This is a genomic window from Methylobacterium sp. Ger2507 (genome assembly GCF_055231875.1).
This window is the reverse complement of the sequence record NZ_JBUYVC010000001.1, coordinates 2,411,048-2,435,509: the sequence shown is the minus strand read 5'-3', so window position 1 is coordinate 2,435,509 and position 24,462 is coordinate 2,411,048. Positions and strand designations below refer to the sequence as shown.

Sequence of the window (24,462 nt, the reverse complement as noted above, 5' to 3'; positions counted from 1 at the left end):
GATGCGGCTCCCGCTCAATCGAAGCCGAGGAATTCGAACAGGTCGCGGTCCTTCATGGGAATCGCGTTCAGCGGCTTGCCGCCGGCCCAGAGATGGGCCGCCAGCCGCATGTATTCGGTGGTGACGGCGACCAGCTCCGGCGTCGGTTCCATCTCGAACAGGGTCGACTTCTTGAGGCGCGAGCGCCGGACCACGTCGAGGTCGGGAAAATGGGCGATGCGCTCCAGGCCGACGGCGGCGTTGAAACGGTCGATCTCGTCGGTCTTGGCCGAACGGTTGGCGATGACGCCGCCGAGGCGCACCGGATAGTTCTTCGCCTTGGCGTGGATCGCCGCCACGATGCGGTTCATGGCGAAGATCGAGTCGAAGTCGTTGGCGGTGACGATGAGGGCCTGGTCGGCGTGCTGGAGCGGCGAGGCGAAACCGCCGCAGACCACGTCGCCGAGGACATCGAAGATCACCACGTCGGTGTCTTCGAGCAGATGATGCTCCTTCAGGAGCTTCACCGTCTGTCCGACGACGTAGCCGCCGCAGCCGGTGCCGGCCGGCGGGCCGCCGGCCTCGACGCACATGACGCCATTATAGCCTTCCGCCACGAAATCCTCGATGCGCAGCTCCTCGGAGTGGAACTGCACGGCCTCCAGGGCATCGATCACCGTGGGGGCCAAGCGCTTGGTCAGCGTGAAGGTCGAATCGTGCTTTGGGTCGCACCCGATCTGCAGCACGCGCTTGCCGAGCTTGGAGAACGCCACCGACAGGTTCGACGAAGTGGTCGACTTGCCGATGCCGCCCTTGCCGTAGACGGCGAACACCTTGGCGGTGCCGATCTTCAGGTTCGGGTCGAGTTCAACCTGAACGCTTCCCTCGGGCTGCCGGGCGGCGACCGGATTGCGGATGGCGATGTTCATGCGGCGACCCCTGCGGTGATGCCTTCGACGCGGTCCTCCAGTTCCTCCTCGGCGCGGTCGAGCGCGTCGCGCGTCGCCGCGTCGGGGGTCCAGAAGCCGCGCTGGTGCGCCTCGATCAGCCGGTGTGCGACCTTGGCCGAAGCGGTCGGGTTGAGGGCCGCCATGCGTTCGCGCATGGCGGGGTCGAGGACGTAGGTTTCGGTGATGCGCTGGTAGACCCAGGGGGCGACGCCGTTGGTGGTGGCCGACCAGCCCAGGGTGTTGGTGAGGTGCGCCTCGATCTGGCGCACGCCCTCGTAGCCGTGGCCGAGCATGCCCTCGGTCCATTTCGGATTGAGCATCCGGGTCCGGGTCTCGAGGGACACCTGTTCGGTCAGCGAGCGCACCACGCCCTCGCCCCGGGTCTGGTCGCTGATGAAGATCGGCACGGCCTCGCCGCGGGCCTTGGCGACCGCCCGGCCCATACCGCCGAGGCCGTCGAAATAATGGTCCACCGAGGTGACGCCGACTTCGACGGAATCGAGGTTCTGGTAGGCGAGATCGACCGTGGCGAGCACGGCTCCCATCAGGGCGCGCTGGGCCGTCGGCACGCCGGTGCGGCCGTAGGCGAAGGATTTGCGCCGCGCGAAGGTCTCGGAGATCTCGTCGGCATCCTCCCAGCGGCCGGATTCGACCAGCTGGTTGACGTTGGCGCCGTAGGTGCCTTCGGCGTTGGAGAACACCCGGAGCGCCGCCGTCTCGAGATCGATGCCGTGTTCGACCTGAAGCGCCAGGGCGTGCTTGCGCACGAAGTTCTGTTCGGACGGCTCGTCGGCGGTTGCCGCCAGATACGACGCCTCCGCCAGGAGCTTCGTCTGCAGCGGCAGCAGATCGCGGAAGATGCCCGAGAGCGTGACCACCACGTCGATGCGCGGGCGACCCAGGGTTTCGAGCGGGATCAGGGTCGCGCCACTGAGCCGTCCATAGCCGTCGAATCGCGGAGCCGCGCCGATCAGCGCCAGGGCCTGGGCGATGGGTCCACCCTCGCTCTTCAGGTTGTCGGTGCCCCACAGGACGAGAGCGATGCTCTCGGGCAGCGCAGCCCCTTCGTCGCGGTAGCGGGCGAGAAGCCGCGCCGCCTGCCGGGCGCCATCGGCCAGCGCGAAGGCGGAGGGCAGACGGTAGGGGTCGAAGCCGTGCAGGTTGCGGCCGGTGGGCAGAATGTCCGGGTTGCGCAGGAGGTCGCCGCCGGCGACGGGCGCGATGAACCGGCCGTCCAACGCCCGAAGCAGGCCCTGGATCTCGTGATCCTGTGACAACAGGCCATCGGTCTCGCGCAGGGCCGCGAAGGCGGCGCGGTTCGGTTCGGTGAGGGCGAGGCCACCCTGTCCCAGCGCGATGTCGATGGTCTCCCCCGCCACCAGGGCCTCGAGGCCGGCCCGTGCGGACACGAGACCGTGGCTGGCCTCGGCGAGCGCGAGCAGGATGTCGGCCCGCTCCTCCGGCGGAGTCCCCTGCCCCACAACGTGGAGCCCGTGCGGGATCAGGGTGTGCTCCAGCTCGTGCAGCGCTGCGCCGAGGCGGTGGACGTGGCCCGCGAGGTCATCCGTCCAGGCCGGTTCGGCGGCGGTGAGGTCGAGGGCGGACCCTTGCGCCTGGATCAACTCGGCGAGATCGCGGCGCTCGCCAACGGCTTCCGGCTCCAGGGCGCGCCAGCGCTCGATCGAGGCTTTCAGATCGATGAGCCCGCGATAGAGTCCGGCCTGGGCGAGGCTCGGCGTCAGGTAGCTTACCAGGGTCGCGGCGGAGCGGCGCTTGGCCAGCAGGCCCTCGGACGGATTGTTGGCGGCATAGAGATAGACGTGGGGAAGCGCGCCGATCAGCCGCTCGGGCCAGCAGGCGCCGGAGAGGCCGGTCTGCTTGCCGGGCATGAATTCCAGAGCCCCGTGAGTGCCGAAATGCAGCACGGCGTCGGCGCGGAAATCCTCGCGCAGGTAGCGGTAGAAGGCCGAGAAGGCGTGGGTCGGAGCGAAGCCGCGCTCGAACAGCAGCCGCATCGGGTCGCCCTCGTAGCCGAAGCCCGGTTGAACGCCGACGAAGACGTTGCCGAACTGGGCACCGAGTACGAAGATCTGCGAACCGTTGCTGTTCTGGCGCCCCGGGGCGGGCCCCCACTGCGTCTCGATCTCGGCCAGGTGTCGCTCGCGCCGGACGTGATCGTCGGCCGGGATGCGGTGGTGGACGTTGGCGGGGGTGCCGAACCGGCTCGCATTGCCGTCGAGCAGAGCCGCGCGCAGAGCGTCGACGCTCGACGGCAACGCGACCGCGTAGCCCTCGTCCTTCATCGCCGCGAGGGTGTTGTGGAGGGAATGATAGACCGACAGGAAGGCGGCGGTGCCGATGCTGCCGGCGTTGGGCGGAAAGCCGAACAGCACCACGGCGACCCGTCGCTCGGCCCGCGCCTTGCGCCGCAGGACGACGAGGCGCTCGATGCGGGCGGCGAGCATGTCGGCGCGCTCGGGGTGCACGACCATGTCGCGGGCGCTGGCGCCGAGCGAGCGGCTGGAGCGGCCGCCGAACACCATCGGGGCGGTGGCGCCGTCGAGTTCGGGGATCGCCACCATCATGGTGGCCTCCACCGGCGACAGGCCCCGATCGGAGGCCTCCCATTGTTCCAGAGTCTGGAACTCGAGGGCGTGGGCCGCCAGATAGGGCACGTCGAGGTCGGCGAGCAGCGCCTGCGCCCCGGCGGCGTCGTTGTAGGCCGGGCCACCGACGAGGGAGAAGCCGGTGAGCGAGACCAGCGCGTCGATGGTCGAGCGCCCGCCGTGCCGGAAGAAGGCGTCGACGGCCGGGCGGTTGTCGAGGCCGCTGGCGAAGGCCGGTACGACGGCGAGGCCGCGCGCCTCCAAGGCGGCGATGACGCCGTCATAATGGGCGGTGTTCCCGGCCAGCACGTAGGAGCGCATGACGAGGAGGCCGACGCGACCCTTCAGGGGGCCTGCGGGCGTGGGCACCCTCGCCCCATCCTCGCCAATCCGGCCGGCCATGCGCGGATGATAAAGGCCGGTCTCGGGGTAGCTGAGCGGCGCGGGTGCGGCCGCGATCCGGCGCCAGCCCTCCCGCGGGCCGGCGGCGTAGCGACCGACCAGGAAGCGCACGAGGTTGGCGATGTTCTCGTCGGACCCCGAGAGCCAGTATTGCAGGGTGAGGAAGTAAGCCCGCACGTCCTGGGCCGAGCCCGGGATGAAGCGCAGGATCTTGGGCAGTTTCCGGATCATCGCCATCTGGCGGGCGCCGTTGCCCTGGGCGCCGGGCTTGCCGCGCAGCTTTTTCAGAAAATCGAGGGCGCCGCGCTTGGTGCCGTCCATGTCGAAGCGGTTGAGACGGGTCGTCTTCACCACTTCGCTGGCCGATAGGCAGCCGATCATCGCGTCGCAATGCGGCCGCCGCGCCAGCAGCGACGGCAGGATCGCCCGGACGTGTTCGTCCATGAACAGCATGGTCGAGAGGATGATGTCGGCGCGGGCGATGTCGGCCTTGCAGGCCTCCAGGGCGGTGGGGTCGGTGTCCCAGGCGGCGGCCGCGTGGAAATCGAGCGTTAGGCCCGGCAGGTCGCGGGCGAGTCGCTGACGGGCGCGCTCCAGCGCGCTCGCCACGTGATTGTCCATCGTCACGAGGACGACCCGGAGCGCCGGGCGCTCAGCGTCCGAAATGCGCTTTGGCATCGTATAAGGTCTCGACGGTGATGAGCGGCAGGGCACGGTCCCGTGCGAAGCGCTCGGTGTTCGCGCGGGCCTTGCCCCGCACGAAGAACGGGATCTTCTTCAATTCCTTCTCGGCATCGCTCGCCCAGGTCAGGAGGATCGGACCGGGCGGTGCCAGGGGCGCCGAGGGCGCCTCGGCTTCGGGTGGCGCCACATCGACGCCGTGCCTCGGCAGGTGCGAGGGCGCGGCGGCGCCGTGGAATTCGGAATCCTCGCGGAACATGCCGAGCAGGTGTTCCTCCAGGCCCATCATCAGCGGGTGGACCCAGGTGTCGAACAGGACGTTGGCGCCTTCGAACCCCATCTGGGGCGAGTGGCGTGCGGGAAAATCTTGGACGTGGATCGGCGCCGAGATCACCGCGCAGGGCAGCCCCAGGCGCTTGGCGATGTGGCGCTCCATCTGGGTGCCGAGCACGAGTTCCGGCCCGGCGGCCTGGATCGCGGCCTCGACGTCGAGGTAATCGTCGGTGATGGTGGCTTCGATGCCGTGAAGCGCCGCCTCGGCGCGGACCTCGCGGGCGAATTCGCGGGTGTAGGTGCCGAGACCCACCACCTTGAAGCCGAGTTCGGTGGCTGCGATGCGGGCGGCGGCGAGTGCGTGGGTGGCATCGCCGAAGATGAAGACCCGCTTGTCGGTGAGGTAGGTCGAGTCGACCGAACGCGAGTACCAGGGCAGTCGCGAGGGCGCGCCGCCGAGCACCGGCGCCGGATCGACATGTGCCGCGGCCGCGACTTCCTCGACGAAGCGGATCGTGGCCTGGATACCGATCGGCACGGTCTCGATCATCGGCTGGCCGAAGATCTTCTGCAGGTGTGCTCCGGCGGCGCGGGCGATCTCGGGATAGAGCACGATGTTGAAGTCGGCCGCCCCGAGGCGCCCGAGATCGGCGGGCGTCGCGCCGATCGGCGCCACCAGGTTCACGTCGATGCCGAGGGCGGCGACGATCTTCGTGATTTCCACGAGGTCGTCGCGATGGCGGAAGCCGAGCGCCGTGGGGCCGAGGATGTTGCAGAGCGGGCGGCGCCCGTCGCGCGGGCTCGGCGTACCACCGGCCAGGGCCCGGACGAGGCGATAGAGGGTTTCCGAAGCGCCCCAGTTCTCCTTCTTCTGGTAGGCCGGGAGTTCGAGGGGGATGACCGGGATCGGCAGGTCGAGGGCGCGGGCAAGACCACCCGGATCGTCCTGGATCAGCTCGGCGGTGCACGAGGCGCCGACGAGCATCGCCTCCGGCTGGAAGCGCGCATAGGCCTCCGCCACGGCATCCTGGAAGATCGCGGCCGTGTCGGCGCCGAGATCGCGGGCCTGGAAAGTGGTGTAGGTCACCGGCGGGCGCGCGTCGCGCCGCTCGATCATGGTGAAGAGCAGGTCGGCGTAGGTGTCGCCCTGGGGGGCGTGCAGCACGTAGTGCAGGCCCCGCATCGCGGTGGCGACGCGCATGGCGCCGATATGGGGCGGTCCCTCGTAGGTCCAGAGCGTGAGCTGCATCGCCTCAGACCTCCAGCCGCGCGCGGCGCTTGAGTGGCCGCGCGAACAATTCGGCGAGGTCGCCGGCTTGGTCGTAGCCCTGGATCGGCGTGAACAGCAGTTCGATCGACCACTTGGTCGCCAGGCCCTCCGCCTCCAGCGGATTGGCGAGGCCGAGGCCGCAGATTGTCAGGTCGGGCTTTGCGGACCGGCAGCGATCCATCTGCGCGTCGAGGTTCTGGCCCTCCACCACCTGCGTGCCGGCCGGCAGCAGGGCCAGTTCGGGCGCGTGGTGCTGGCGGTGCAGGTAGGGCGTGCCGACCTCGATCAGCTCGGCGCCCATCTCGCGCGACAGGAAGCGGGCGAGCGGCAGTTCGAGCTGCGAGTCGGGGAAGAAGAACATCCGCTTGGCCGAAAGCCGTTCGCGGTAGAGGTCGAGGGCGATGGCGGCCCGCGCTCGTCCCGGCGCGGTGACGCGCGCGACCGTCTCGCGATCGATGCCGAAGGCCTCGGCGGCGGCGGCGAGCCAGCTGGTGGTGCCCTCCGACCCCAGGGGGAACGGGGCGGCGATCCGCAGGGCGCCACGCGCTTCCAGGGCCCGGGCGGTCTCGGCCAGGAAGGGCTGGGCGAGGAGGTAGCGGGTGTTCGCGCCGAGCACCGGCAGATCGCCGGCCCGGCGCGCCGGCAGGAAGGCCACGTCGGCGATGCCGAGATCGGCGAAGAGGCGGGCGAACTGGTCCTCGACCACGTCGGCCAGGGCGCCGACCACGAGGAGCGAGGGCGCGGCGGTCTCGTCTGCCCGCGGCATCTCGGGCACCAGGGCGGCGAGACAGGCATCTTCGCCCTGCGTAAAGGTCGTCTCGATGCCGCTGCCCGAGTAGCTCAGCACGCGCACGCCGGGATGGAAGCTGCGGGTGAGGCGCTGGGCCGCCCGCGAGAGATCGAGCTTGATCACCTCCGAGGGGCACGAGCCCACGAGGAACAGCAGCCGGATGTCGGGGCGGCGCTCGATCAGGCGCCCGACGACCCGGTCGAGTTCCTCGTTGGCATCGACGAGGCCGGCAAGGTCGCGCTCGTCGAGGATCGCGGTGGCGAAGCGCGGCTCGGCGAAGATCATCACGCCGGCGGCCGACTGGATCAGGTGTGCGCAGGTGCGCGAGCCGACCACCAGGAAGAAGGCATCCTGGATCTTGCGGTGCAGCCAGACGATGCCGGTCAAGCCGCAGAACACGGCGCGCTGGCCCCGCTCCTGGCGGATGTCGCAGCCGGTCTGCGGGGCCGGCCCGATGGGACGGGTCTGGAGCGGCGCGTGGGCGTTCATCGGGCGGCCCCCGCGACGAGGCGGCTGGGCGTGGCCTGGAGCCGGGCGGCTCGGAGCTTGAGCACGAACTGCGCGGCGTTGACGGCGTAGGAGGCGTAGGCCGCGAGCGCCAGAACCATCAGGCCCGCGGTGTCGAGGGCGCCGGTGGCGAGGGCCGCCAGGTAGGCGGTGTGCAGGGCCAGCACCAGCATGCTGACCATGTCCTCCCAGTAGAAGGCGGGGGCGAACAGGTAGCGCCCGAAGACCGCCTTCTCCCAGATCGAGCCGGTGATCATGATGGCGTAGAGGACGAGGGTCTTCACCACGACGGAGAGGTTGGCGGCGAAGGCGCCCTCCCCGGTCGACAGGGTCTTGAGAACGAGCCCGAGGCTGATCGCGAACACCAGGAATTGGAGGGGGGCGAGAATGCCCTGAACCAAGGTCCAGGGCGTGGCATCGCGCCGGGCGCGCTCATCGGCGTCGTAGAGGGGTCGCCTGGGCCTGTCCGCTTTCCGGATCATGCTGATCGCCCCCTTTCTGAGCACCTTGCGACCGGGTCGCCGGGGCTCGTTGAAGGGAGGTTAGGAAGGGCATCCCCGAGTGTCAAGCCAGCTTTACGTCAAAATGCGATGACAGAATGAATGCAGAATAGTTATAAAACGGATATTGAAAAAGCAGTTCGAGCAGGTATCGTGTCGCTCGATCGCAAGTGCTGGGACACCAGCCCTCCCGTCGCCGGAGTATCGAGGCGGATCTTTCGAAATTCCGGAATTCGACGCGCAAGATCGAACCGAATTTTACCCCGTCAGCGACATTGGGAGGGACCAATGGATGATGTGAGGCAGTTCGGCGATTGTTTGCGCTACGAACCGACCGGTCGTGATGTCAGCGACCTGTACGATGCCGGAATCGGCGCGCAGCTAGCGGTCTTCGGTCAGGCGATGCGCCTGCAGCGGGACTTGGCGCGCGTGGTCGAGACGGAGATCATTCCGCGCCTGATGCTGGCGCATCAGATCGAGCCACCGCCGCAAACCAGCAATATTTTGCCGGATGCCGTGCAGATTGCGGCGTTCACGGCGCTGATGCTGGCCCCGGCCGGCGACGACCTCGAGTCCCGCCTGACCGAGCTGCTGGCGACCGGTCTCGGTCCCGAAAGCCTGCTCCTCGACCTTCTGGCGCCGACGGCGCGCCACCTCGGCACGCTGTGGGAAGACGATCTCTGCGACTTCGTGGAGGTGACGCGCGCCATGGGTCGCCTGCAGCGAATCATGCGCGAGATGACCAGCCGCTTCGGCGGCGAGCCGACGGTCGTCCGGAGTCATCGCAGGATCCTCCTGCTGCCCTGCCCCGGAGATTCCCACAGGTTCGGCCTCACGGTCGTCGAACGATTTTTCCGGGAGGCCGGGTGGTCCGTCACTTGCACCGCCGCCGAGCCGGACGACGTCAGCCTGCGGCGGATTCGCGAGGGCTGGTTCGACATCGTCGGTCTCTCGCTCGCCTGCGAGACGCTGTTCCCCCGGATGACCGAGACCGTCGCAGCCCTGCGCCGTCACTCCCACAACGCGGCCGTCCGGGTGATGGTCGGCGGCCCCGCCTTCGCGACCGATCCCGAGAGCTTCCGGTGCGTCGGCGCCGACGCGAGCGCCGGCGACGCGCGACACGCCGTGTCCGTGGCGGAATGCTTGCTTGATCTGTCGCCCATACCCTGCTGAAAGACGTATCCGATCGATCGCTTCGATCACAAGATCTCGATCCGACCCATCCGACCACATCCCGACGTGGTGATCCGTGACCAGCCTGGCGCTTCCTGCCGCGAGCCATGCGCTCGCGGCGCTTCAAAAATCCCTCGGTCCTCTCGACGCTCAGGCGGCCGGGCTGCTGGTGGCTGCCGCGACGGATCTCTCCCTGGTGATCGACGCTGAGGGGGTCATCCGGGAAGCGACCTTCGGCAGCGCCGATCTCGCGGATGAGGGGTGCGAGGCCTGGCTCGGCCGGCCCTGGGTCGAGACGGTCACAGTCGAGAGTCGCCCGAAGATCGCCGCCCTTTTGAAGGATGCGGCTCCCGGTGCGGTCACGCGCTGGCGCCAGGTCAACCACATTTCGCCGACCGGCACAGACCTGCCCGTGCGTTACGCCGCCATGCGACTCGCCAAGGACGGGCAGATCCTTGTCCTCGGGCGCAACCTGCGGGCCATGGCTTCGCTGCAACGGACCCTGGCCGAGACGCAGCAGGCCCTGGAGCGCGACTACCTGCGCATGCGCGGGGCCGAGACCCGCTACCGCCTGCTGTTCCAACTCGGGTCGGAGCCGGTGCTGGTGGTGGATGCGGCGACCCGGCGCGTCACCGATGTCAATCCTGCCGCCTCGCGGCTGATCGGCCGGGCGGAGAAGCGCATCGTCGGGCAGGATGCGGTCGACCTGTTCGACGGCGCCAGCCTGCGGGACCTCGAATCGCTGTTCGCCGGGCTGCGGGTGACCGGTCAGGCCGCCGACCTCGATGCGGCGCTTAGCCAGGGTCGCGGCTCGGTCCGTGTCGCCGCCTCGCTGTTCCGGCAGGAGAACGCCACCAGCGTGCTGCTCCGGCTCGCCGCGCCCGACACGGTGGCGCTGGAGGCGGGCGCGGCGCGCGCGGGCATCGGCGCGCTGGATGTCCTGCGCAACCTGCCGGAGGGGTTCGTCGTGACCGATCCGGCCCGGCGCGTGCTCTCCGCCAATCCGGCCTTCCTCGATCTGGTGCAACTCGCCACCGAGGAGCAGGTGCGGGGCCAGCCCCTGGAGACCTGGCTGGGCCGCGAAGAATCGGAGGCCTCCGCCCTGTTCGCGACGCTGGCCCAGCACGGCTTGGTCCGGCACTTCCCGACCCATATCCGCGGCGCCTATGGCGGCGTCGAGGATGTCGAGGTCGCGGCCGTTTCCGTCACCGGCGGAAGCCATCCCTGCCTCGGCTTCACCCTGCGAGCTACGCCGCGCCGGGCCGCGCCGGTCTCCGGCGGGCGTGAACTGCCGCGCTCCGTCGAGCAGATGACGGAGCTGGTCGGCCGCGTCTCCATGAAGAACCTGGTGCGCGAATCGACCGATCTGATCGAGCGCCTGTGCATCGAGGCTGCCTTGCGCATCACCCGCGACAATCGCGCTTCGGCCGCCGAGATGCTCGGGCTGAGCCGGCAGGGCCTCTACGCCAAGATGCATCGCTACGGCATCGGCGATCTCGATGGCCGGGACGTCGCCGACGACGCCTGATGGGCGGGGGCGACTGCGCGCCTCTGGGGCCAACCCGTCGCGCCGCGTCTGATCGCCGTCGCTCCCTCCGCGACCGGCATGGTCGACGTCGCGACATTGTTGTAAATCAAACTTGACACTCATGGGTGTAAATATCTAGCGTCGTCTCCATGGCAACGCCAGCACCCAGCGCCCTCATCGAGCTTCTGAAGCCGATCACTTGGTTCGCGCCGATGTGGGCCTTCACCTGCGGCGTGGTTTCCTCGGGCGCCTCGCCCTCCGGGCAATGGCCGGTGATCGCCGCCGGCGTGATCCTGGCCGGACCCCTGGTCTGCGCCACCTCACAGGCGGTCAACGACTGGTACGACCGGCACGTCGACGCCATCAACGAACCCAACCGGCCGATTCCCTCCGGGCGGATGCCCGGGCGCTGGGGCCTCTACGTTGCGGCCGGATGGACCGTCCTGTCGCTCCTGGTCGCGGCGGCGCTCGGTCCCTGGATTCTCGGTGCCGCCCTGGTCGGCCTCGTCCTGGCCTGGATCTACAGCGCCCCGCCCCTGCGCCTGAAGCGCAATGGCTGGTGGGGCAACTCGGCGGTCGCCCTGTGCTACGAGGGCCTGCCCTGGTTCACCGGCGCCGCCGTGATGGCCGCGTCGGTGCCGGACCGCCGGGTGCTGCTGATCGCCCTGCTCTACTCGGTCGGTGCCCACGGCATCATGACCCTCAACGACTTCAAGTCGGTCGAGGGCGACGGCCGCACCGGCATCCGCTCGCTGCCCGTGCAACTCGGCACCCTCGGCGCCGCCCGCCTCGCCTGCCTGGTCATGGCGGTGCCGCAGGTCGCCGTCATTATCGGGTTGTTCGCCTGGAACCGGCCCTGGCACGGCGCCGTCATCGGCGCCCTGCTGATCGGACAGTTCGTGCTGATGCGCCGGCTCCTCGCCGCACCACGCGAGCGAGCCGCTTGGTACAACGGCACGGGGACCACGCTCTACGTCCTCGGCATGCTGGTGGCGGCCTTCGCCCTGCGGCCCCTGGTCCAGGGAGGTTTCTGATGGCATCCGCGTCCTTTGGCTGGCTCGCCATCGCCCGACTCGGCCTGGTCCAGACCGCGCTCGGCTCCGTCGTGGTGCTGATGACCTCGACCATCAACCGCGTCATGGTCGTGGAACTCGCCCTGCCGGCCATCGTGCCGGGGGCGTTGGTCGCCCTGCACTACGCCGTGCAGGTACTGCGCCCGCGCTGGGGCTACGGCTCCGACCGCACCGGGCGGCGCACGCCCTGGATCGTCGGCGGCATGGCGGCCCTGGCCCTCGGGGGCTTCGGCGCCGCCGTCGCCACCGCGCTGGCCGAGACGCATCAGACCGCCGGCCTCGCCCTTGCGGTGCTGTCGTTTCTCACCGTGGGCATGGGCGCAGGGGCCGCCGGCACCTCGCTCCTGGTGCTTCTCGCCACCGGTGTCGAGGCGAGGCGCCGGGGCGCGGCCGCCACCGTCGTGTGGGTGATGATGATCGCGGGCTTCGCCATCACCGCACCGCTGGCCGGGCACTTCCTCGATCCGTTCTCGGGCGCCCGGCTAGTCGCCGTCTCCGGCACGGTCTCGCTGATCGCCTTCGGAGTCGCGTGGCTGGCGATCCGGGGCGTCGAGCCGGCGGCCCGGATCGCCGACAGCGCCGGCTCGACCGAGAAGCGCCCGTTCCGCGACGTGCTGGCGCGGGTCTGGGCCGAACCCGAATCGCGCCGCTTCACGATCTTCATCTTCATGGCGATGCTGGCCTACAGTGCCCAGGAACTCATCCTCGAACCCTTTGCCGGCCTCGTCTTCGCGATGACGCCCGGCGTCACCACGAAGCTGGCCGGCCTGCAGCATGGCGGCGTGCTGGCCGGCATGCTTACGGTGGCGGGCATCACGATGGGGATCGGCGGCCCGGTGCTCGGTTCGCTCAAGCTGTGGACCACGCTCGGCTGCGCCGGCTCGGCCCTCGCCCTTCTCGCCATCGCGGGGGGCGGCCTGATCGGCGCCGACTTTCCGCTGCGGGTGCCGGTCTTCGCCCTCGGGGTGTTCAACGGCATCTTCGCGGTGGCCGCCATCGGCTCGATGATGGCCCTGGCCGGTGCAGGTGGCGAGGCCGAGCGCGGGACCCGCATGGGTGTCTGGGGCGCGGCCCAGGGCGTCGCCTTCGGGGCCGGTGGATTTCTGGGCACGGTGGCGGTGGATCTCGCGCGCCTCGTCACCCCGCGGGTGGTCGATGCCTATGCGGGCGTGTTCGCCGCCGAGGCTGTCCTGTTCGTGTTCGCCGCAGGGCTCGCCCTGCGGATCTCCCACGCTCCGGCGACGCAGGTCCCGCGCGCCCGGCGATCCGCGACATCCTTCGAGGCAACGCTTTCTGCGAGGTAGGACCATGCTACGAGACCGGACCATGGCCGCGCTTCGGGATACCGATGGGGAGACCTACGACGTGGTGGTGGTGGGCGGTGGCCCCGCCGGCGCCACGGCCGCCACCGACCTCGCCCGTGAAGGCAGGCGCGTTCTGCTCCTCGACAAGCCGGGCCGGATCAAGCCCTGCGGCGGCGCGATCCCGCCCCGCCTGATCCGCGACTTCGCCATTCCCGATCATCTCCTCGTCGCCCGCATCCGCTCCGCCCGCATGGTCTCGCCCAAGGACAAGCGGGTCGATATGCCGATCGGGGACGGCTTCGTCGGCATGGTCGACCGGGCCGATTTCGATCCGTGGCTGCGCGCGCGCGCCGCCGCCGCCGGGGCGGTGCTGCGCCCGGCCACCTTCCGCCACATCGAGCGCGACGGCGACGGCACTACCGTTCACTATCTCCAGGACGGCTATCCCCGCGCCGCGCGGACGCGCCTCGTCATCGGCGCCGACGGAGCGAGTTCCCCGGTCGGCCGGGCCGAGATCCCGGGCCACGCCGCCATGCGCCAGGTCTTCGCCTATCACGAGATCGTCCGGCTCCCCGAGACCGGGACCCACGATGTCGAGGCCACCCGCTGCGACGTCTATTACCAGGGCAAGCTCTCGCCCGACTTCTACGCCTGGGTCTTCCCGCACGGCGACACCGTGAGCATCGGCACCGGCAGCGCCCGCAAGGGGTTCTCCCTCCGGGGCGCCATCCGGGCGCTGCGGGCCTCCACCGGCCTCGAGGGCGGCGAGACCGTCCGGCGCGAGGGCGCGCCGCTTCCCCTCAAACCCCTGCGCCGGTGGGACAACGGCCGCGACGTCCTGCTCACCGGGGACGCCGCCGGTATCGTGGCACCGGCCTCCGGCGAGGGCATCTACTATGCGATGCTCGGCGGGCGCCTCGCGGCCGAGGCGGCGCAAGCCTTCCTCGCCACCGGGCAGGTCAGGGCGCTTGCCGGCGCGCGTCGCCGGTTCATGCGCCTGCACGGCCGGGTCTTCCTGATCCTGCGGATCATGCAGGGCGTTTGGTACCGCAACGACGGCCTGCGCGAGCGCTTCGTCTCCATCTGCCGGGACCGGGACGTGCAACAGCTCACCTGGGATTCCTACATGAACAAGGAGCTGGTGCGGGCCAAGCCCGCCGCCCATGCGCGGATCTTCTTCAAGGATCTGGCGCACCTCTTCCGCTGGGTCTCGCCATGATCGCCGCGCTGTGGGGACCGGCCGGCATCGCCGCCGTTTCGGCCATCCTGGTGGCCCTGGCGGGCGGGCTTCTGACCACCACCGGACCCTGGTACCAGGCGCTTCGGCGCCCGGCCTGGAAGCCGCCGGACTGGGCCTTCGGTCCGGTCTGGACCACGATCTTCACCCTGACGGCGATCTCGGCCGTGCTCGCCTGGAACGCCGACGCGAGCGTCGCGGCCCGGAGCGCATTGGTGGCGGCGTACGTCGTCAACGCCGTGCTCAACATCGCCTGGAGCGGCCTGTTCTTTCGCCTGCGCCGTCCGGACTGGGCCTTCGTCGAGGTGCTGTTCCTGTGGCTCTCGATCGCGGTGCTGATCCTGGTCACCGTTCGGGTCTCGGGCTTGGCTGCGTCCCTGTTGCTGCCCTATCTCGTCTGGGTCGGCATCGCCGCCTGCCTCAACCGGGCGATCGTCCGCCTCAACGGCCCGTTCCGGCGCGCCTGACATGGAGGCGCTTCTGGCCAGCGGGCACCTCCTCGATGCCATCCTGCTCCTGGTCGCGATCGAGGCCCTGGCCCTGATCCTGTGGAGCCGACGGGTGCGGGGCACCTGGCCGGTCGCGCTCCTGTTCAATCTCGGCTCGGGTGCGGCTCTGATGCTGGCCCTACGCGCCGCGCTGACCGGCGCGGCGTGGCCTGCCATCGCCGGAGGCCTCGCCGTGTCCGGGCTGGCGCACGGTGCCGAGATGGCCCTGCGCCTCGGACTGTTCGCGAGACCGCCACGCTTCGCTGCCCGACCCGTCCGCCGACCCGTCCGCCGGCGCGAACCCGAACCCAGGGCCGCCCCCGATCCAAGCCCCTGACCGATCCCCGCACAGCCCGATTCGGAGAGACGCCATGAGATATCGCCGCCCCGCTCTCCCGCTCAGGCCCTGGCGGGTGCTGAATCGCCCCGCCCTAGCGGCCGTTGCCCTGGCCCTCGGTGCTCATGCCGCCGCGGCCCAGAGCGCGGCCCCGGCCTCCGGCGATGCCGACCTGATCAAGCGCGGCGAGTACCTCGCCACCGCCGGGGATTGCGTCGCCTGCCACACCGCGCCGGACGGCAAGCCGTTCGCCGGCAACTACGTGCTCAACACGCCGATCGGCAAGATCCGGACGCCCAACCTCACCCCCGACCCGGAGACCGGCCTCGGGCGATGGAGCGCCGACGATTTCTATCGCGCCTTCCACGAGGGCATCACCAAGGACGGCTCCTATCTCTATCCGGCCTTCCCGTTCGCTTGGTACACCAAGGTCACGCGCGCCGATTCCGACGCGATCTTCGCTTATTTGAAGTCGCTGCCGGCGGTGCACGAGCCGCGCAAGCCCTCCGAGATCCCCTTCCCATTCAACATCCGCACGGCGCTGATCACCTGGCGCACCGCCTTTTTCACGGCGGGCGAGTTCCAGCCCGATCCGCAGGCGAGCCCCGAGGTCAATCGCGGCGGCTACCTCGTCGAGGGGCTCGGCCATTGCGGCATGTGTCACAACGCCAACAAGATCGTGGGCAACAGCGGGCTGGCCGGCAAGCTCGGCGGCGGCGTCATTGATGGGTGGTACGCGCCCAACATCACGCCGGACGACCACACCGGCATCGGCGCCTGGAGCGACGAACAGGTGGTGACCTACCTCAAGACCGGGGCCGCGCCCGGCAACCAGCCCGGCGTCGCGGCCGGGCCGATGCGCCAGACCATCGAGGAATCGCTGTCCAAGCTGACCGATACCGATCTGAAGGCGATGGTGGCCTACCTGCGCACGCAGAAAGCCAAGGAGAGCTACAAGGTCAAGGACATCCAGGCCTTCAATCAGGCCGACGCCCCCGGCGCCGCGACCTATCTCAGCTACTGCTCGTCCTGCCACAAACCGGATGGCCGGGGCGTCGAGGGCGCGATCCCGGCGCTCGCCGGCAACACCTCGGTGCAGGCGCAGGGGCCGGAGACGGTCATCCGCGTGATCCTCGGCGGCCTCGCGGCGCAGAACGGCTACGCGCCGATGCCGGCCATCGGCGTCGGCATGACCGACCAGGAGGTCGCCGACGTCACCGACTATGTCCGCAATGCCTGGGGCAACGCCGCCCCGGTGATCGGCGAGCGCGGCATCGTCGCCGCGTCGCGCAAGGCCACCGAGACCATGCTGGCCGGGAGCGCGCCCTGTGCCGAGATCGCTCAGCCGGAGGTGGCCAAGGCCATCGCCGAATCCGGCGCAGCCCAAAGCCTTGCCGGCCTGGAGCCGGAGAACTTCATTCCGGTGATTGACGCGCTGCTGCCGAAGATTCGGGCGGCCGCGCCGGAAGCGAAGGGCGACGACATCGTCAACGGGCTGACGACCGCCTTCTGCAAGGCTGCCCGCCAGGATCCGCGCTACGACAAGGCCGGCTGGCACGCGGTGATCGGCAGCTTTTCCAGCGTCACCTACAGCCAGCTGAAAAACCCGGAGCTGCGCGCCGCAAAGCCCTGAGACTCCGGCGCGGGCGCACCCGCGATCTCCGGCCTCTCAGTGTTCGGTACCCGGCCGGTTCGGCCGGGGCGGCCCGCCATGGGTCTCGACGAAGGCGGAGCGCTCCGGCGACTTCTTCTTGGCCGCGACTCGAACCCGCATCACGAGCAGGGCCGCGATGGCAACGGCGAATGTCGCCAGTGCCAGGCCGAAGATCAGCGTTTGGTCCTGCATGTGCCCCCCTGGTGGGATGTGTCGAGATCAATCGACCAGAGGATATCCAGTTCCAGCTTGACGATAACGAGAGCGGATACAAGGAAATGTTGTTGTTCGAGTTCTGAAGCTCAGAGATCCGGTTTTCGAATACACGACATCATCGTTCGCGATGCGCACCCCGTACGGACGACCTGCCTGCGCCCTCCGGTCGGCGGGAGCGCGGTGAACACGCCCGCCTTCCGCGAAGTCGAGCGGACGAAAAACCTTCGGAGGACAAGCTGTCCGAGGCCAAGATGGCGCTTCAGCGCGCCATCGACCTCAACGCCGAGGGCGACCCGTCCTGCCGCGACGCCGCTGCGGATCCTCGCAAGCTGAGGCCGCACAAGGGCCGCTGACCCGCAAGCGCAACGAACGTCCGTGCCAGCTGACCGGCGTCGCCGCTCAGAGGGGACGCGTCGCCCGAAGGCGGGACAGTTCGAAGGCGGCGAGAGCCATCGGGGTTCCGATGAGGAACAGGGCGAAGAAGAGGGCCATGGTCGATCGTCCGTATCCGTCGGGTGGAGGCGTTGCGCCTGTGCGCGGACGCCCGGGAGACAGACGGTTCAACGCCGATGAGCGGAAGACGGTTCAGACGCGCCGCGCGCCGGCGGCACATGGGCCGGCCAATGCCAACGGCCATGCCGATCGGATTCCTGTGCGCGTACATCCGGCGTCACAGGAATCCGGCAGCATGGCCGTTGCCGGTCAGGTGGTCCGAGACCGCCACCGGCTTGCCCCCTGTGTGAACGAACAGGGTTAAGGAAGCGTGAACGTCGCCGATCCAGGGCGCGGGGCCGGCCGACCCGCCTCCCCTAGAGCGGGGCGCGCCCACTTCAAGAATATCGCCCACGGCCAAGCTTTGCTATCGGCCGGCAACAGACGCGGAGAGACGATGCATGGCGGTGGAAACGCAGGGCGGACCGAAGGACGGGCGCGCGAAGCGCCTTCGGCGGCTCTGGCGCAGGCATGATTCGAACCTCCGGTCCAGCGGCCTTGCGCAAGGCCGACCCCTCATGACCACCCGGCCCGAGGAGACCGATCTCCCGGCGCGCGGATTGACGGCGCGCGAACTCATCAACATGGCCCGGGCGGCCCGCCGGGAACGGCCCCGGGAGCCCTCGACGAGCCACTGAAGCTGGATCGGTCCGCTTCTCGGAACACCGCCTCATCGCTCCCGTTGAGATTGCAACAGGGAGTGAAACCGATGGTCGATGTCGCGCAGATCAAGGAACACGCGAACGTGGTGGGCTCCGATGGCGCCCATGTCGGCACGGTCGATCACGTCGACAAGGGCGAGATCAAGCTGACCAAGACGGACCCGGAGGCCGGGGGCCTGCATCACTTCATCCCCGTGGACTTCGTGCACTCCGTCGAGGGCGGCACCGTGCGGCTCGATCGGCCGGCGGAGGAGGTCAAGCGGGAATGGTCGACGTCCTAGCGCTGCATTGAGCGGCAGCGCTAGGACGTCGCGGGCGGCCCATGCCGGGCCGTCCGTCCGACGCGGCCCGTCCGCGGAACTCAAGGGTTTTTCCTCATGGCTGACGTGATCAACGGCGATTTCGGAACCGGCCGGGCCGTGCTTGCGGGCCTGGAGCGGGTGTTCGGCGAGGCGGCGGGGCTTCGCGTCGGATTGCGCCGCATCGAGGCACCGCATGGCGACGAGTTGCAGGTCACGGTCGGCGCCGAAGGTCTGTCGGTTCCGAGGCATGTGGCAGTGGTTCTCGCCAACCCGGCTGGAGAAGACGAAGCGGACCGGATCGGCAAGGCTGTGCTCGAAGCGCTGCAACTCGCCGAAGGTCTTCGTGATGGAGCCGTCTGAATATTAATCGGATAAGACCTGAATGAAGATGGTTTCTTCCGTTTATGTCCAAATCATCCGGCTTATCTATCAATACTGAAATAATATCTCTGAGTCGAAGAAAATATATTTCGTCTAAGATTCGGGCTATGCAGCCGATCTGATTGCTTTTTATAAACATTCCATGAAATTTATCGGCGTATCCACTGAATATGACCGTGCCTCACACAATCGATCGGAATCTCAAACGAGTCTCTAGTGTTGCATCGATGCACTAGGGACTCGCCTGGACTCTGGATAGACAAGTTTTACACGCATCGTGAATGCGGTCTTCGAGCCGGGCCTGAAAACCAATGATCAAGAAAATCCTCGTCGCTTCCACCGTGCTCGCCGGCCTGACGGCTGCAGCTTCGGCCGCCGATCTTCCCCGCCGCGCGGCTCCCCCGGTTTTCGTGCCGGTGCCGGTGTTCACCTGGACCGGCTTCTATGCCGGCTTCAACGCGGGTTACGGTTTCGATACGGCCAAGAACCAGAGCAACGTCTTCAACAACGTGTTCCCGAACCTCGATGTCGGACCGAGCAGCCCGTCGCAGATCGCCTACTCGAACAACTCCAACGAGGGTTTCACGGGCGGCGGTCAGATCGGCTACAACCACCAGTTCACCCCGGGTTCGGGCTTGGTCGTCGGTGTCGAGGCTGACGCCCAGTATGTCGATTTCGGCCGCAGCCGCACCGCCGCGATCCTGACCCCCGGCTTCGCCCCCGCGCCCGGCGTCACCTTCGTCGATCCGCGCGGCACGGCCGGTCTCGACTACTTCGGCACCGTCCGCGGTCGCGTCGGCTATGCCTTCGACCGCACCCTGGTGTACGGCACCGGCGGCTTCGCCTACGGCGCCGGCAGCAACGAGCGTTCGTTCGGCGGCTACCGCGGCAACGACAGCTTCCGCACCGGCTGGGCCGCTGGCGGCGGTATCGAGTACGCGCTCCCCACCGACTCGTTCCTGAACTTCTTCCGCTCGTCGGCCGTCACGCTCAAGGTCGAAGGCCTGTACGTGAACCTCGACCAGGGCAACAAGAGCCCGGGCGTCTACGCCGTCGACACCAACAACGTGCTCTACCGCCAGCCCGGTTTCACCAACCGCAACAGCGGGACCGAGTTCGCCGTCGTCCGCGCCGGCCTGAACTACAAGTTCGGCGCCTACTAAGACCGCGAGAGCACTCGGTTCGGCCGAAGCGCTCCCCAGTCCCGATCATCTGGCCGCTTTCGTCGAAGCGCGCCCCGAGGAGCGATCCTCGGGGCGTTTCTACGTTTGAGTTCGCTCGGCACCTGGCCCGCCCGCCTGCCGGTATGGGCGGGCTCAGGCCAGGGGTTGGCTCACATAGGCCACCATCATCTCGGCGACGGCGCGGTCGGCGTAATCGGCAAGGCTCTCGCGGCCCGCCACCGGGAACGCCTCGACCACGCGGCGCCCGGCAAGCAGGGCGGAGAGTTCGTGCGGCAGCAGGCCATTCTCGATGGCCGCCTCGGCCGCCGCCCTGCCGTAGCTGCGCCGAAGGCTGCGTGGCCCGAACAGGGCGGCGCCACCGGCCGGTCCGGCGCTCTCAGTCGATCTGACGTGAAGTTCCATGACGATGGTCCCCGATCCTCGTGTCCGTTGCGCATGCTCCCTCGATCGGCCAGCGGCAGCGGCAGCAGGATGGGCGGACGGAGATGGGGTTCGAGATGGACGTGGACATCGGCACAGGCATCGGCACGGGACTCCTCTCCATCCGGCGGCTGATTGGGACCGCCGACGGCAGAAATCTACCGGATCGCCTGGGCAAAGTGCTTCTGAAGTTCCGGCCGGCGGTAGGCGCAAACGGATGGCCGGGGCCTCTTCGAGAGAACGTGCTGCCCGGCGGTGACGAGCAAGCCTGAGCGCCGGTGGATCGCATCAGCCGGAGATCCGGCGCGCCACGCGGTCGGCGAGGTCGCCGGCAGCGTCGCGGATATCCGGTACGGCAATGCATTCCCAGAGCACACCGCGCAGCATCGGGCCGAACGCCCAGAGCGGCGCATCGGTCGCTCGGCCCTCCTCCGGCCCGGTCACCGCACCGCCGGGCGTCGCCGCGATGCCGAGGCCGAAGGGACCGGGCTGGATCAGGCCACGTCTCAGCAGCGCGCGGATGAGCGGATCCTCGGTCTCGGCGAGGCGGCTGAAGCCGGTGGCGTCGAGGATCGCCTGGGCCGCGATGGTCTCGCGATCCCGGGTTCCGCGCGGGCGGATGGTCACCACCGCATGCTCCGGCGTATCCGAGAGGGCGACGATGCGCCCGGCCCGCACGACCAGCAGCCCGCGCCGGATCTCGGCGGCGATGGCCTCGGCGGCCGGTGGCGCCGTGCGGTGGCGGTGCACGTCCCAGTAGGGCCGGATGTGGCGCAGCACCCGGGCCTGCTCGGTCGGGGGCAAGCCGGTCCAGAGTTCGTCGGTCACCGGGCGAAGGGCGTCGATCACCCCGCGCCAATCCGCCCCCGCCGCCTCGGCCGACGCGACCGCGTGCCGAACCGCGCCGAAGAGCTTGCGCGCCGAGGCCCGGATCTCGGGCGTCAGGCTCGGGCGGTGCCCGGCCGCGACCGGCGCGTGGGGCTTCGGTAGCAATCCCCGGCGCGATACGGCGACGATGCGGCCCGCAAAGCCCGCATGCCGGAGGGTCGCGACGGAATCCATCATCGTCAGGCCGGTGCCGATCACCAGCACATCGCGGTCCGGGTCGAGCGACCCGAACGTGTCCGGCCGCCAGGGATCGCGCCGGTACCGGCTCGCTGCAACGACCGGCCCCGGCAGGTTGCCCATGGCGAGGACGAGGCCGGCCACCCGTCGGGTCGTTCCATCCCCGTCGTGCAGCACGAAGCCCTCGGGGGTTCGTTCGACATCGACGATCCCCGCATGGATCGCCTGAAGCCGGTCGCCCGCCCCGGCGACCACGCGCTCCCAGCGGGCGGCGAGATAACGGCCATACACGCCCCGCGACGCGAAGGTCCCTGCTTCGGTGACGCGGATGCCCCTGCGCTCAGTGACATCGAACGGAGTGCGGGCCAGCCACTCCGCAAAGTCGTCCTGACGGTCGGGGTCGGCGCTCATCTGTGTCGCCCGCAGGTTCAGCAGATGATCCGGGTTCGCGGTGGCGTAGGCGAGCCCGAGGCCGAAGGGGCGGCTGCGCTCGTAAAGCAGCACCGGGCGGTCGGGCGGGAGCGCGCCCAGCAGACGCTCCGCCGCCATCAGGCCACTGAACCCGCCGCCGATCACCGCAACGGGCAACGGCCGTGTTTGTGAGGTCATGGGCTCCACTCCCGAGGCGTCGCGCTGTCATAGGATCGTCCTTTTTAAAGAACAAGGCGTTTGGGTGTTCGTCGATCCAAAGCCCGGTTGGTCAAAGATCTTCGCGGGTTCCATCCGGATATCCTGGTCTTGGAATCGAAATTCTCGCTGAGCCATGCGGATTGGAAAGATCTTCTGTGAGGCATCGTTCTGAAAAACGAACGTTCTCGTTGACTTCACGATGCTGCGAAAGGACCATTGGGGGGATCGCTGCGACCCGTCGGAGCGGGCCGAACCCAGCACGTTTGAAATCTTGCTCCGTCGACACTCGCCCCAAGCCCAGGAGACCCCATGAGCTTCCTCAGTCCGGATGCCGTCGAGTTCATCGGGTTCGCCGCCCCGCGCGACCAGTCGGAAACCCATGCGGCTGCCGGCCCCGCCATCGATCGCGATTACCTCAACCTGCTGGCGCAGGCCCATGAATGGGGCGGATTCGACCGCATTCTGGTGGCCTTCTATGCGACGGCGCCCGACGCCCTTCTGCTCTCGGCCCAGATCGCGGCGGTGACCGACCGGATCGGCCTGATGATCGCCCACCGCACCGGCTTCACCGCCCCCACCGTGGCGGCGCGCCAGTTCGCCACCCTCGACCAGCTCACCGGCGGACGCGTCGCCATTCACGCCATCAGCGGCGGCGACGACCGCGAACTGGCGCAGGACGGCGATCACCTGACCAAGGACGAGCGCTACGCCCGCACCGACGAATTCCTGACCATCGTCCGTCAGGTCTGGACGGCCGCGAAACCCTTCGACTTCGCTGGCGCGCATTACCGGATCGCGCGCGGTTTCTCCGAGGTGAAACCGGTGCGCCAGGGCGGCATCCCGGTCTATTTCGGCGGCGCCTCGCCGGCCGCCATCGCGGTGGCGGGCCGCCATGCCGACACCTACGCCCTCTGGGGCGAAAGCCTGGATCAGGTCCGCGAGGCCATCGGCAAGGTCCGGGCGGCGGCCGCTCCGTACGGGCGCGACCCGCGTTTCAGCCTGTCCTTCCGGCCGATCCTGGCGGCGACGGAAGACGCGGCCTGGGCCCGGGCCGAAAACATCCTGGCCCGGACCCGCGCGACCCGCGCCGCGCAGGGCCTGGGTCCGGCCGCCTCGCCGCAGAACGAGGGCTCGCGCCGCCTGCTCGCCGCGGCGGCGCAGGGCACCCGCCTCGACGCCCGGCTCTACACCGCCATCGCCCACGAGACCGGCGCATCCGGCAATTCCACCGCCCTCGTCGGCACGCCGGAGCAGGTTGCCGAAGCGCTGCTGGCCTATCACGACCTCGGCGTACGGACCTTCCTGATCCGGGGCTTCGACCCGCTGGAGGACGCCATCGCCTACGGTCGCGACCTGATCCCGGCCTTCCGCCGGCTTCTCGCCCGACGCGGCGCCCGAGCGGAGGCGGCGTGATGCGGATCGTCCTGACAGCCCTCGCGCTCCTGGCCCTCACGGCCCTGGCCCGCGCCGACGAGGCGGTGCTGCGTGTCGGCGATCAGCGCGGCAACGCCCGCGCGCTGATGGAAGCGGCCGGCGTGTTGGGCGACCTGCCCTATCGCCTCGACTGGAGCGAGTTTCCCGCCGCCGCGCCCCTGCTGGAAGCCCTCAATGCCGGGGCGATCGATGCCGGGGGCGTGGGCGACGCGCCCTTCACCTTCGCGGCCGCCGCCGGAGTGCCGGTGAAGGCCTTCCTGGCTTTTCGCAACCGTCAGGACGGGCTCGCGATCCTGGTGGCCAAGGACTCGCCGGTGAAGACGGTCGCCGACCTGCGGGGCAAGAGCATCGCCACCAATCGCGGCTCCATCGGCCATCAGGTCGTGCTGGCGGCCCTGGAGGAAGCGGGTCTTCCGGCCGGCGCGGTCACCCTGCGCTTCCTGCCGCCGGCGGATGCCAAGATCGCGCTGGCCAGCGGCAGCGTCGAGGCCTGGGCGACCTGGGAGCCCTACACCTCCACGGCCGAACTCGCCGGCCTCGCCCGCGTGGTGCGCGACGGCAACGGCATCACGCCGGGCCTCAGCTTCGCGGTCGCGAGCGATGCGGCCCTGACGCGCAAGCGTGCGCTGCTCGCCGATTTCGGTCGTCGCCTTGTCGCGGCCCGCGACTGGGCACTGAAGGACCCCGCCCCCTATGCCGCACTCTGGTCGAAGCTCATCGGCCTGCCGGAGGCGGTGCCCCTGCGCTGGTTCGCGCGGGCGCAGTACCGTGCCGTGCCGATCGACGAGGCCGTCATCGCCGACGAGCAGCGCAACATCGACCTGTACGTCCGTTCCGGGCTGATCCCACAGGCGCGCGCACCCAAGGCCGACGCGATCCTCGACCGCAGCTTCGCGCCCGCCGCCGTCGCGGTACGATGAGCCG

At 69.3% G+C, this 24,462-nt stretch carries 23 protein-coding genes; 15 read left to right on the top strand and 8 right to left on the bottom strand.

Annotated elements, in window-relative coordinates; genetic code table 11:
* Positions 1-14: 14 nt before the first annotated feature.
* Genes bchL through bchF form a run of 5 tightly spaced genes read right to left on the bottom strand, consistent with a single transcriptional unit; the run spans position 15 to position 7,937 of the window.
* Positions 15-908: a ferredoxin:protochlorophyllide reductase (ATP-dependent) iron-sulfur ATP-binding protein gene (bchL, locus tag ACV7NL_RS11265; protein WP_056479443.1), complete on the bottom strand. Its 894-nt coding sequence runs from the start codon at positions 906-908 to the stop codon at positions 15-17.
* Complete coding sequence (locus ACV7NL_RS11260) at positions 905-4,615, bottom strand: magnesium chelatase subunit H (protein WP_463355707.1); 3,711 nt, start codon at positions 4,613-4,615, stop codon at positions 905-907. The genes bchL and ACV7NL_RS11260 overlap by 4 nt, the downstream gene beginning before the upstream one ends.
* Positions 4,590-6,140, bottom strand: coding sequence for a ferredoxin:protochlorophyllide reductase (ATP-dependent) subunit B (gene bchB, locus ACV7NL_RS11255; RefSeq protein WP_463355706.1), 1,551 nt, complete (start codon positions 6,138-6,140; stop codon positions 4,590-4,592). Before bchB ends, ACV7NL_RS11260 begins: the two co-directional genes overlap by 26 nt.
* Before the next feature lie 4 nt (positions 6,141-6,144).
* Positions 6,145-7,440 carry a ferredoxin:protochlorophyllide reductase (ATP-dependent) subunit N gene (locus tag ACV7NL_RS11250; RefSeq protein ID WP_463355705.1) on the bottom strand — a complete coding sequence of 432 codons (1,296 nt, stop codon included), beginning with the start codon at positions 7,438-7,440 and terminating at the stop codon, positions 6,145-6,147.
* Positions 7,437-7,937, bottom strand: coding sequence for a 2-vinyl bacteriochlorophyllide hydratase (bchF, locus tag ACV7NL_RS11245; protein WP_443136767.1), 501 nt, complete (start codon positions 7,935-7,937; stop codon positions 7,437-7,439). The genes ACV7NL_RS11250 and bchF overlap by 4 nt, the downstream gene beginning before the upstream one ends.
* 123 nt (positions 7,938-8,060) lie before the next feature.
* Here bchF and ACV7NL_RS11240 point away from each other — a divergent pair, with 123 nt between their 5' ends.
* The 8 genes from ACV7NL_RS11240 (at position 8,061) to ACV7NL_RS11205 (ending at position 16,731) form a co-directional block, all read left to right on the top strand.
* The gene (locus tag ACV7NL_RS11240; protein ID WP_463355704.1) at positions 8,061-9,131 is read left to right on the top strand and encodes a cobalamin B12-binding domain-containing protein; all 1,071 of its coding nucleotides are present in this window, start codon (positions 8,061-8,063) and stop codon (positions 9,129-9,131) included.
* A gap of 76 nt (positions 9,132-9,207) precedes the next feature.
* Positions 9,208-10,659 carry a transcriptional regulator PpsR gene (ppsR, locus tag ACV7NL_RS11235; protein ID WP_056479428.1) on the top strand — a complete coding sequence of 484 codons (1,452 nt, stop codon included), beginning with the start codon at positions 9,208-9,210 and terminating at the stop codon, positions 10,657-10,659.
* A 149-nt stretch (positions 10,660-10,808) separates the two neighbouring features.
* Entirely contained in the window at positions 10,809-11,693 is an 885-nt protein-coding gene (gene chlG, locus ACV7NL_RS11230; protein ID WP_463355703.1) for a chlorophyll synthase ChlG, read from the top strand.
* Positions 11,693-13,036: a BCD family MFS transporter gene (locus ACV7NL_RS11225; protein WP_247635441.1), complete on the top strand. Its 1,344-nt coding sequence runs from the start codon at positions 11,693-11,695 to the stop codon at positions 13,034-13,036. The genes chlG and ACV7NL_RS11225 overlap by 1 nt, the downstream gene beginning before the upstream one ends.
* A 22-nt stretch (positions 13,037-13,058) precedes the next feature.
* Positions 13,059-14,255 carry a geranylgeranyl diphosphate reductase gene (locus ACV7NL_RS11220; RefSeq protein WP_247635442.1) on the top strand — a complete coding sequence of 399 codons (1,197 nt, stop codon included), beginning with the start codon at positions 13,059-13,061 and terminating at the stop codon, positions 14,253-14,255.
* Positions 14,252-14,740: a TspO/MBR family protein gene (locus ACV7NL_RS11215; RefSeq protein WP_056186519.1), complete on the top strand. Its 489-nt coding sequence runs from the start codon at positions 14,252-14,254 to the stop codon at positions 14,738-14,740. The genes ACV7NL_RS11220 and ACV7NL_RS11215 overlap by 4 nt, the downstream gene beginning before the upstream one ends.
* A 1-nt stretch (position 14,741) precedes the next feature.
* Positions 14,742-15,098 (top strand): hypothetical protein, encoded by a 357-nt coding sequence (locus ACV7NL_RS11210; protein WP_247635444.1) that lies wholly within the window; start codon positions 14,742-14,744, stop codon positions 15,096-15,098.
* 34 nt (positions 15,099-15,132) lie between these two features.
* On the top strand, positions 15,133-16,731 hold the full coding sequence (locus ACV7NL_RS11205; protein WP_463355702.1) for a c-type cytochrome: 1,599 nt from the start codon (positions 15,133-15,135) through the stop codon (positions 16,729-16,731).
* Positions 16,732-16,767: 36 nt separating this feature from the next.
* Here ACV7NL_RS11205 and ACV7NL_RS11200 read toward each other — a convergent pair whose 3' ends face one another.
* On the bottom strand, positions 16,768-16,944 hold the full coding sequence (locus ACV7NL_RS11200; protein WP_200935796.1) for a hypothetical protein: 177 nt from the start codon (positions 16,942-16,944) through the stop codon (positions 16,768-16,770).
* A gap of 917 nt (positions 16,945-17,861) precedes the next feature.
* Here ACV7NL_RS11200 and ACV7NL_RS11195 point away from each other — a divergent pair.
* The 4 genes from ACV7NL_RS11195 (at position 17,862) to ACV7NL_RS11180 (ending at position 19,968) form a co-directional block, all read left to right on the top strand.
* Complete coding sequence (locus tag ACV7NL_RS11195) at positions 17,862-18,098, top strand: hypothetical protein (RefSeq protein WP_247635447.1); 237 nt, start codon at positions 17,862-17,864, stop codon at positions 18,096-18,098.
* Between the two features lie 71 nt (positions 18,099-18,169).
* A complete protein-coding gene (locus ACV7NL_RS11190; protein WP_056479407.1) occupies positions 18,170-18,403 on the top strand; it encodes a DUF2171 domain-containing protein in 234 nt (77 codons plus the stop codon).
* A 96-nt stretch (positions 18,404-18,499) separates the two neighbouring features.
* Positions 18,500-18,784: a hypothetical protein gene (locus ACV7NL_RS11185; RefSeq protein WP_463355701.1), complete on the top strand. Its 285-nt coding sequence runs from the start codon at positions 18,500-18,502 to the stop codon at positions 18,782-18,784.
* Positions 18,785-19,119: 335 nt separating this feature from the next.
* Positions 19,120-19,968 carry an outer membrane protein gene (locus tag ACV7NL_RS11180; RefSeq protein ID WP_056480167.1) on the top strand — a complete coding sequence of 283 codons (849 nt, stop codon included), beginning with the start codon at positions 19,120-19,122 and terminating at the stop codon, positions 19,966-19,968.
* A 153-nt stretch (positions 19,969-20,121) separates the two neighbouring features.
* Here the strand turns inward: ACV7NL_RS11180 and ACV7NL_RS11175 are convergent, their stop codons facing one another.
* Positions 20,122-20,391, bottom strand: coding sequence for a hypothetical protein (locus ACV7NL_RS11175; protein WP_247635448.1), 270 nt, complete (start codon positions 20,389-20,391; stop codon positions 20,122-20,124).
* 95 nt (positions 20,392-20,486) lie between these two features.
* Here ACV7NL_RS11175 and ACV7NL_RS11170 point away from each other — a divergent pair, with 95 nt between their 5' ends.
* Positions 20,487-20,681: a hypothetical protein gene (locus ACV7NL_RS11170; RefSeq protein ID WP_463355700.1), complete on the top strand. Its 195-nt coding sequence runs from the start codon at positions 20,487-20,489 to the stop codon at positions 20,679-20,681.
* A gap of 16 nt (positions 20,682-20,697) precedes the next feature.
* On the opposite strand, the gene ACV7NL_RS11165 is transcribed toward ACV7NL_RS11170, so the two are convergent.
* Positions 20,698-22,083 (bottom strand): FAD/NAD(P)-binding protein, encoded by a 1,386-nt coding sequence (locus ACV7NL_RS11165; RefSeq protein WP_463355699.1) that lies wholly within the window; start codon positions 22,081-22,083, stop codon positions 20,698-20,700.
* Between the two features lie 330 nt (positions 22,084-22,413).
* Between ACV7NL_RS11165 and ACV7NL_RS11160 the strand changes: the two genes are divergently transcribed.
* Both ACV7NL_RS11160 and ACV7NL_RS11155 read left to right on the top strand, forming a co-directional pair.
* Entirely contained in the window at positions 22,414-23,517 is a 1,104-nt protein-coding gene (locus ACV7NL_RS11160; RefSeq protein WP_463355698.1) for an LLM class flavin-dependent oxidoreductase, read from the top strand.
* A complete protein-coding gene (locus ACV7NL_RS11155) occupies positions 23,517-24,458 on the top strand; it encodes an ABC transporter substrate-binding protein (RefSeq protein ID WP_463355697.1) in 942 nt (313 codons plus the stop codon). The genes ACV7NL_RS11160 and ACV7NL_RS11155 overlap by 1 nt, the downstream gene beginning before the upstream one ends.
* The last annotated feature ends 4 nt before the right edge of the window (positions 24,459-24,462 follow it).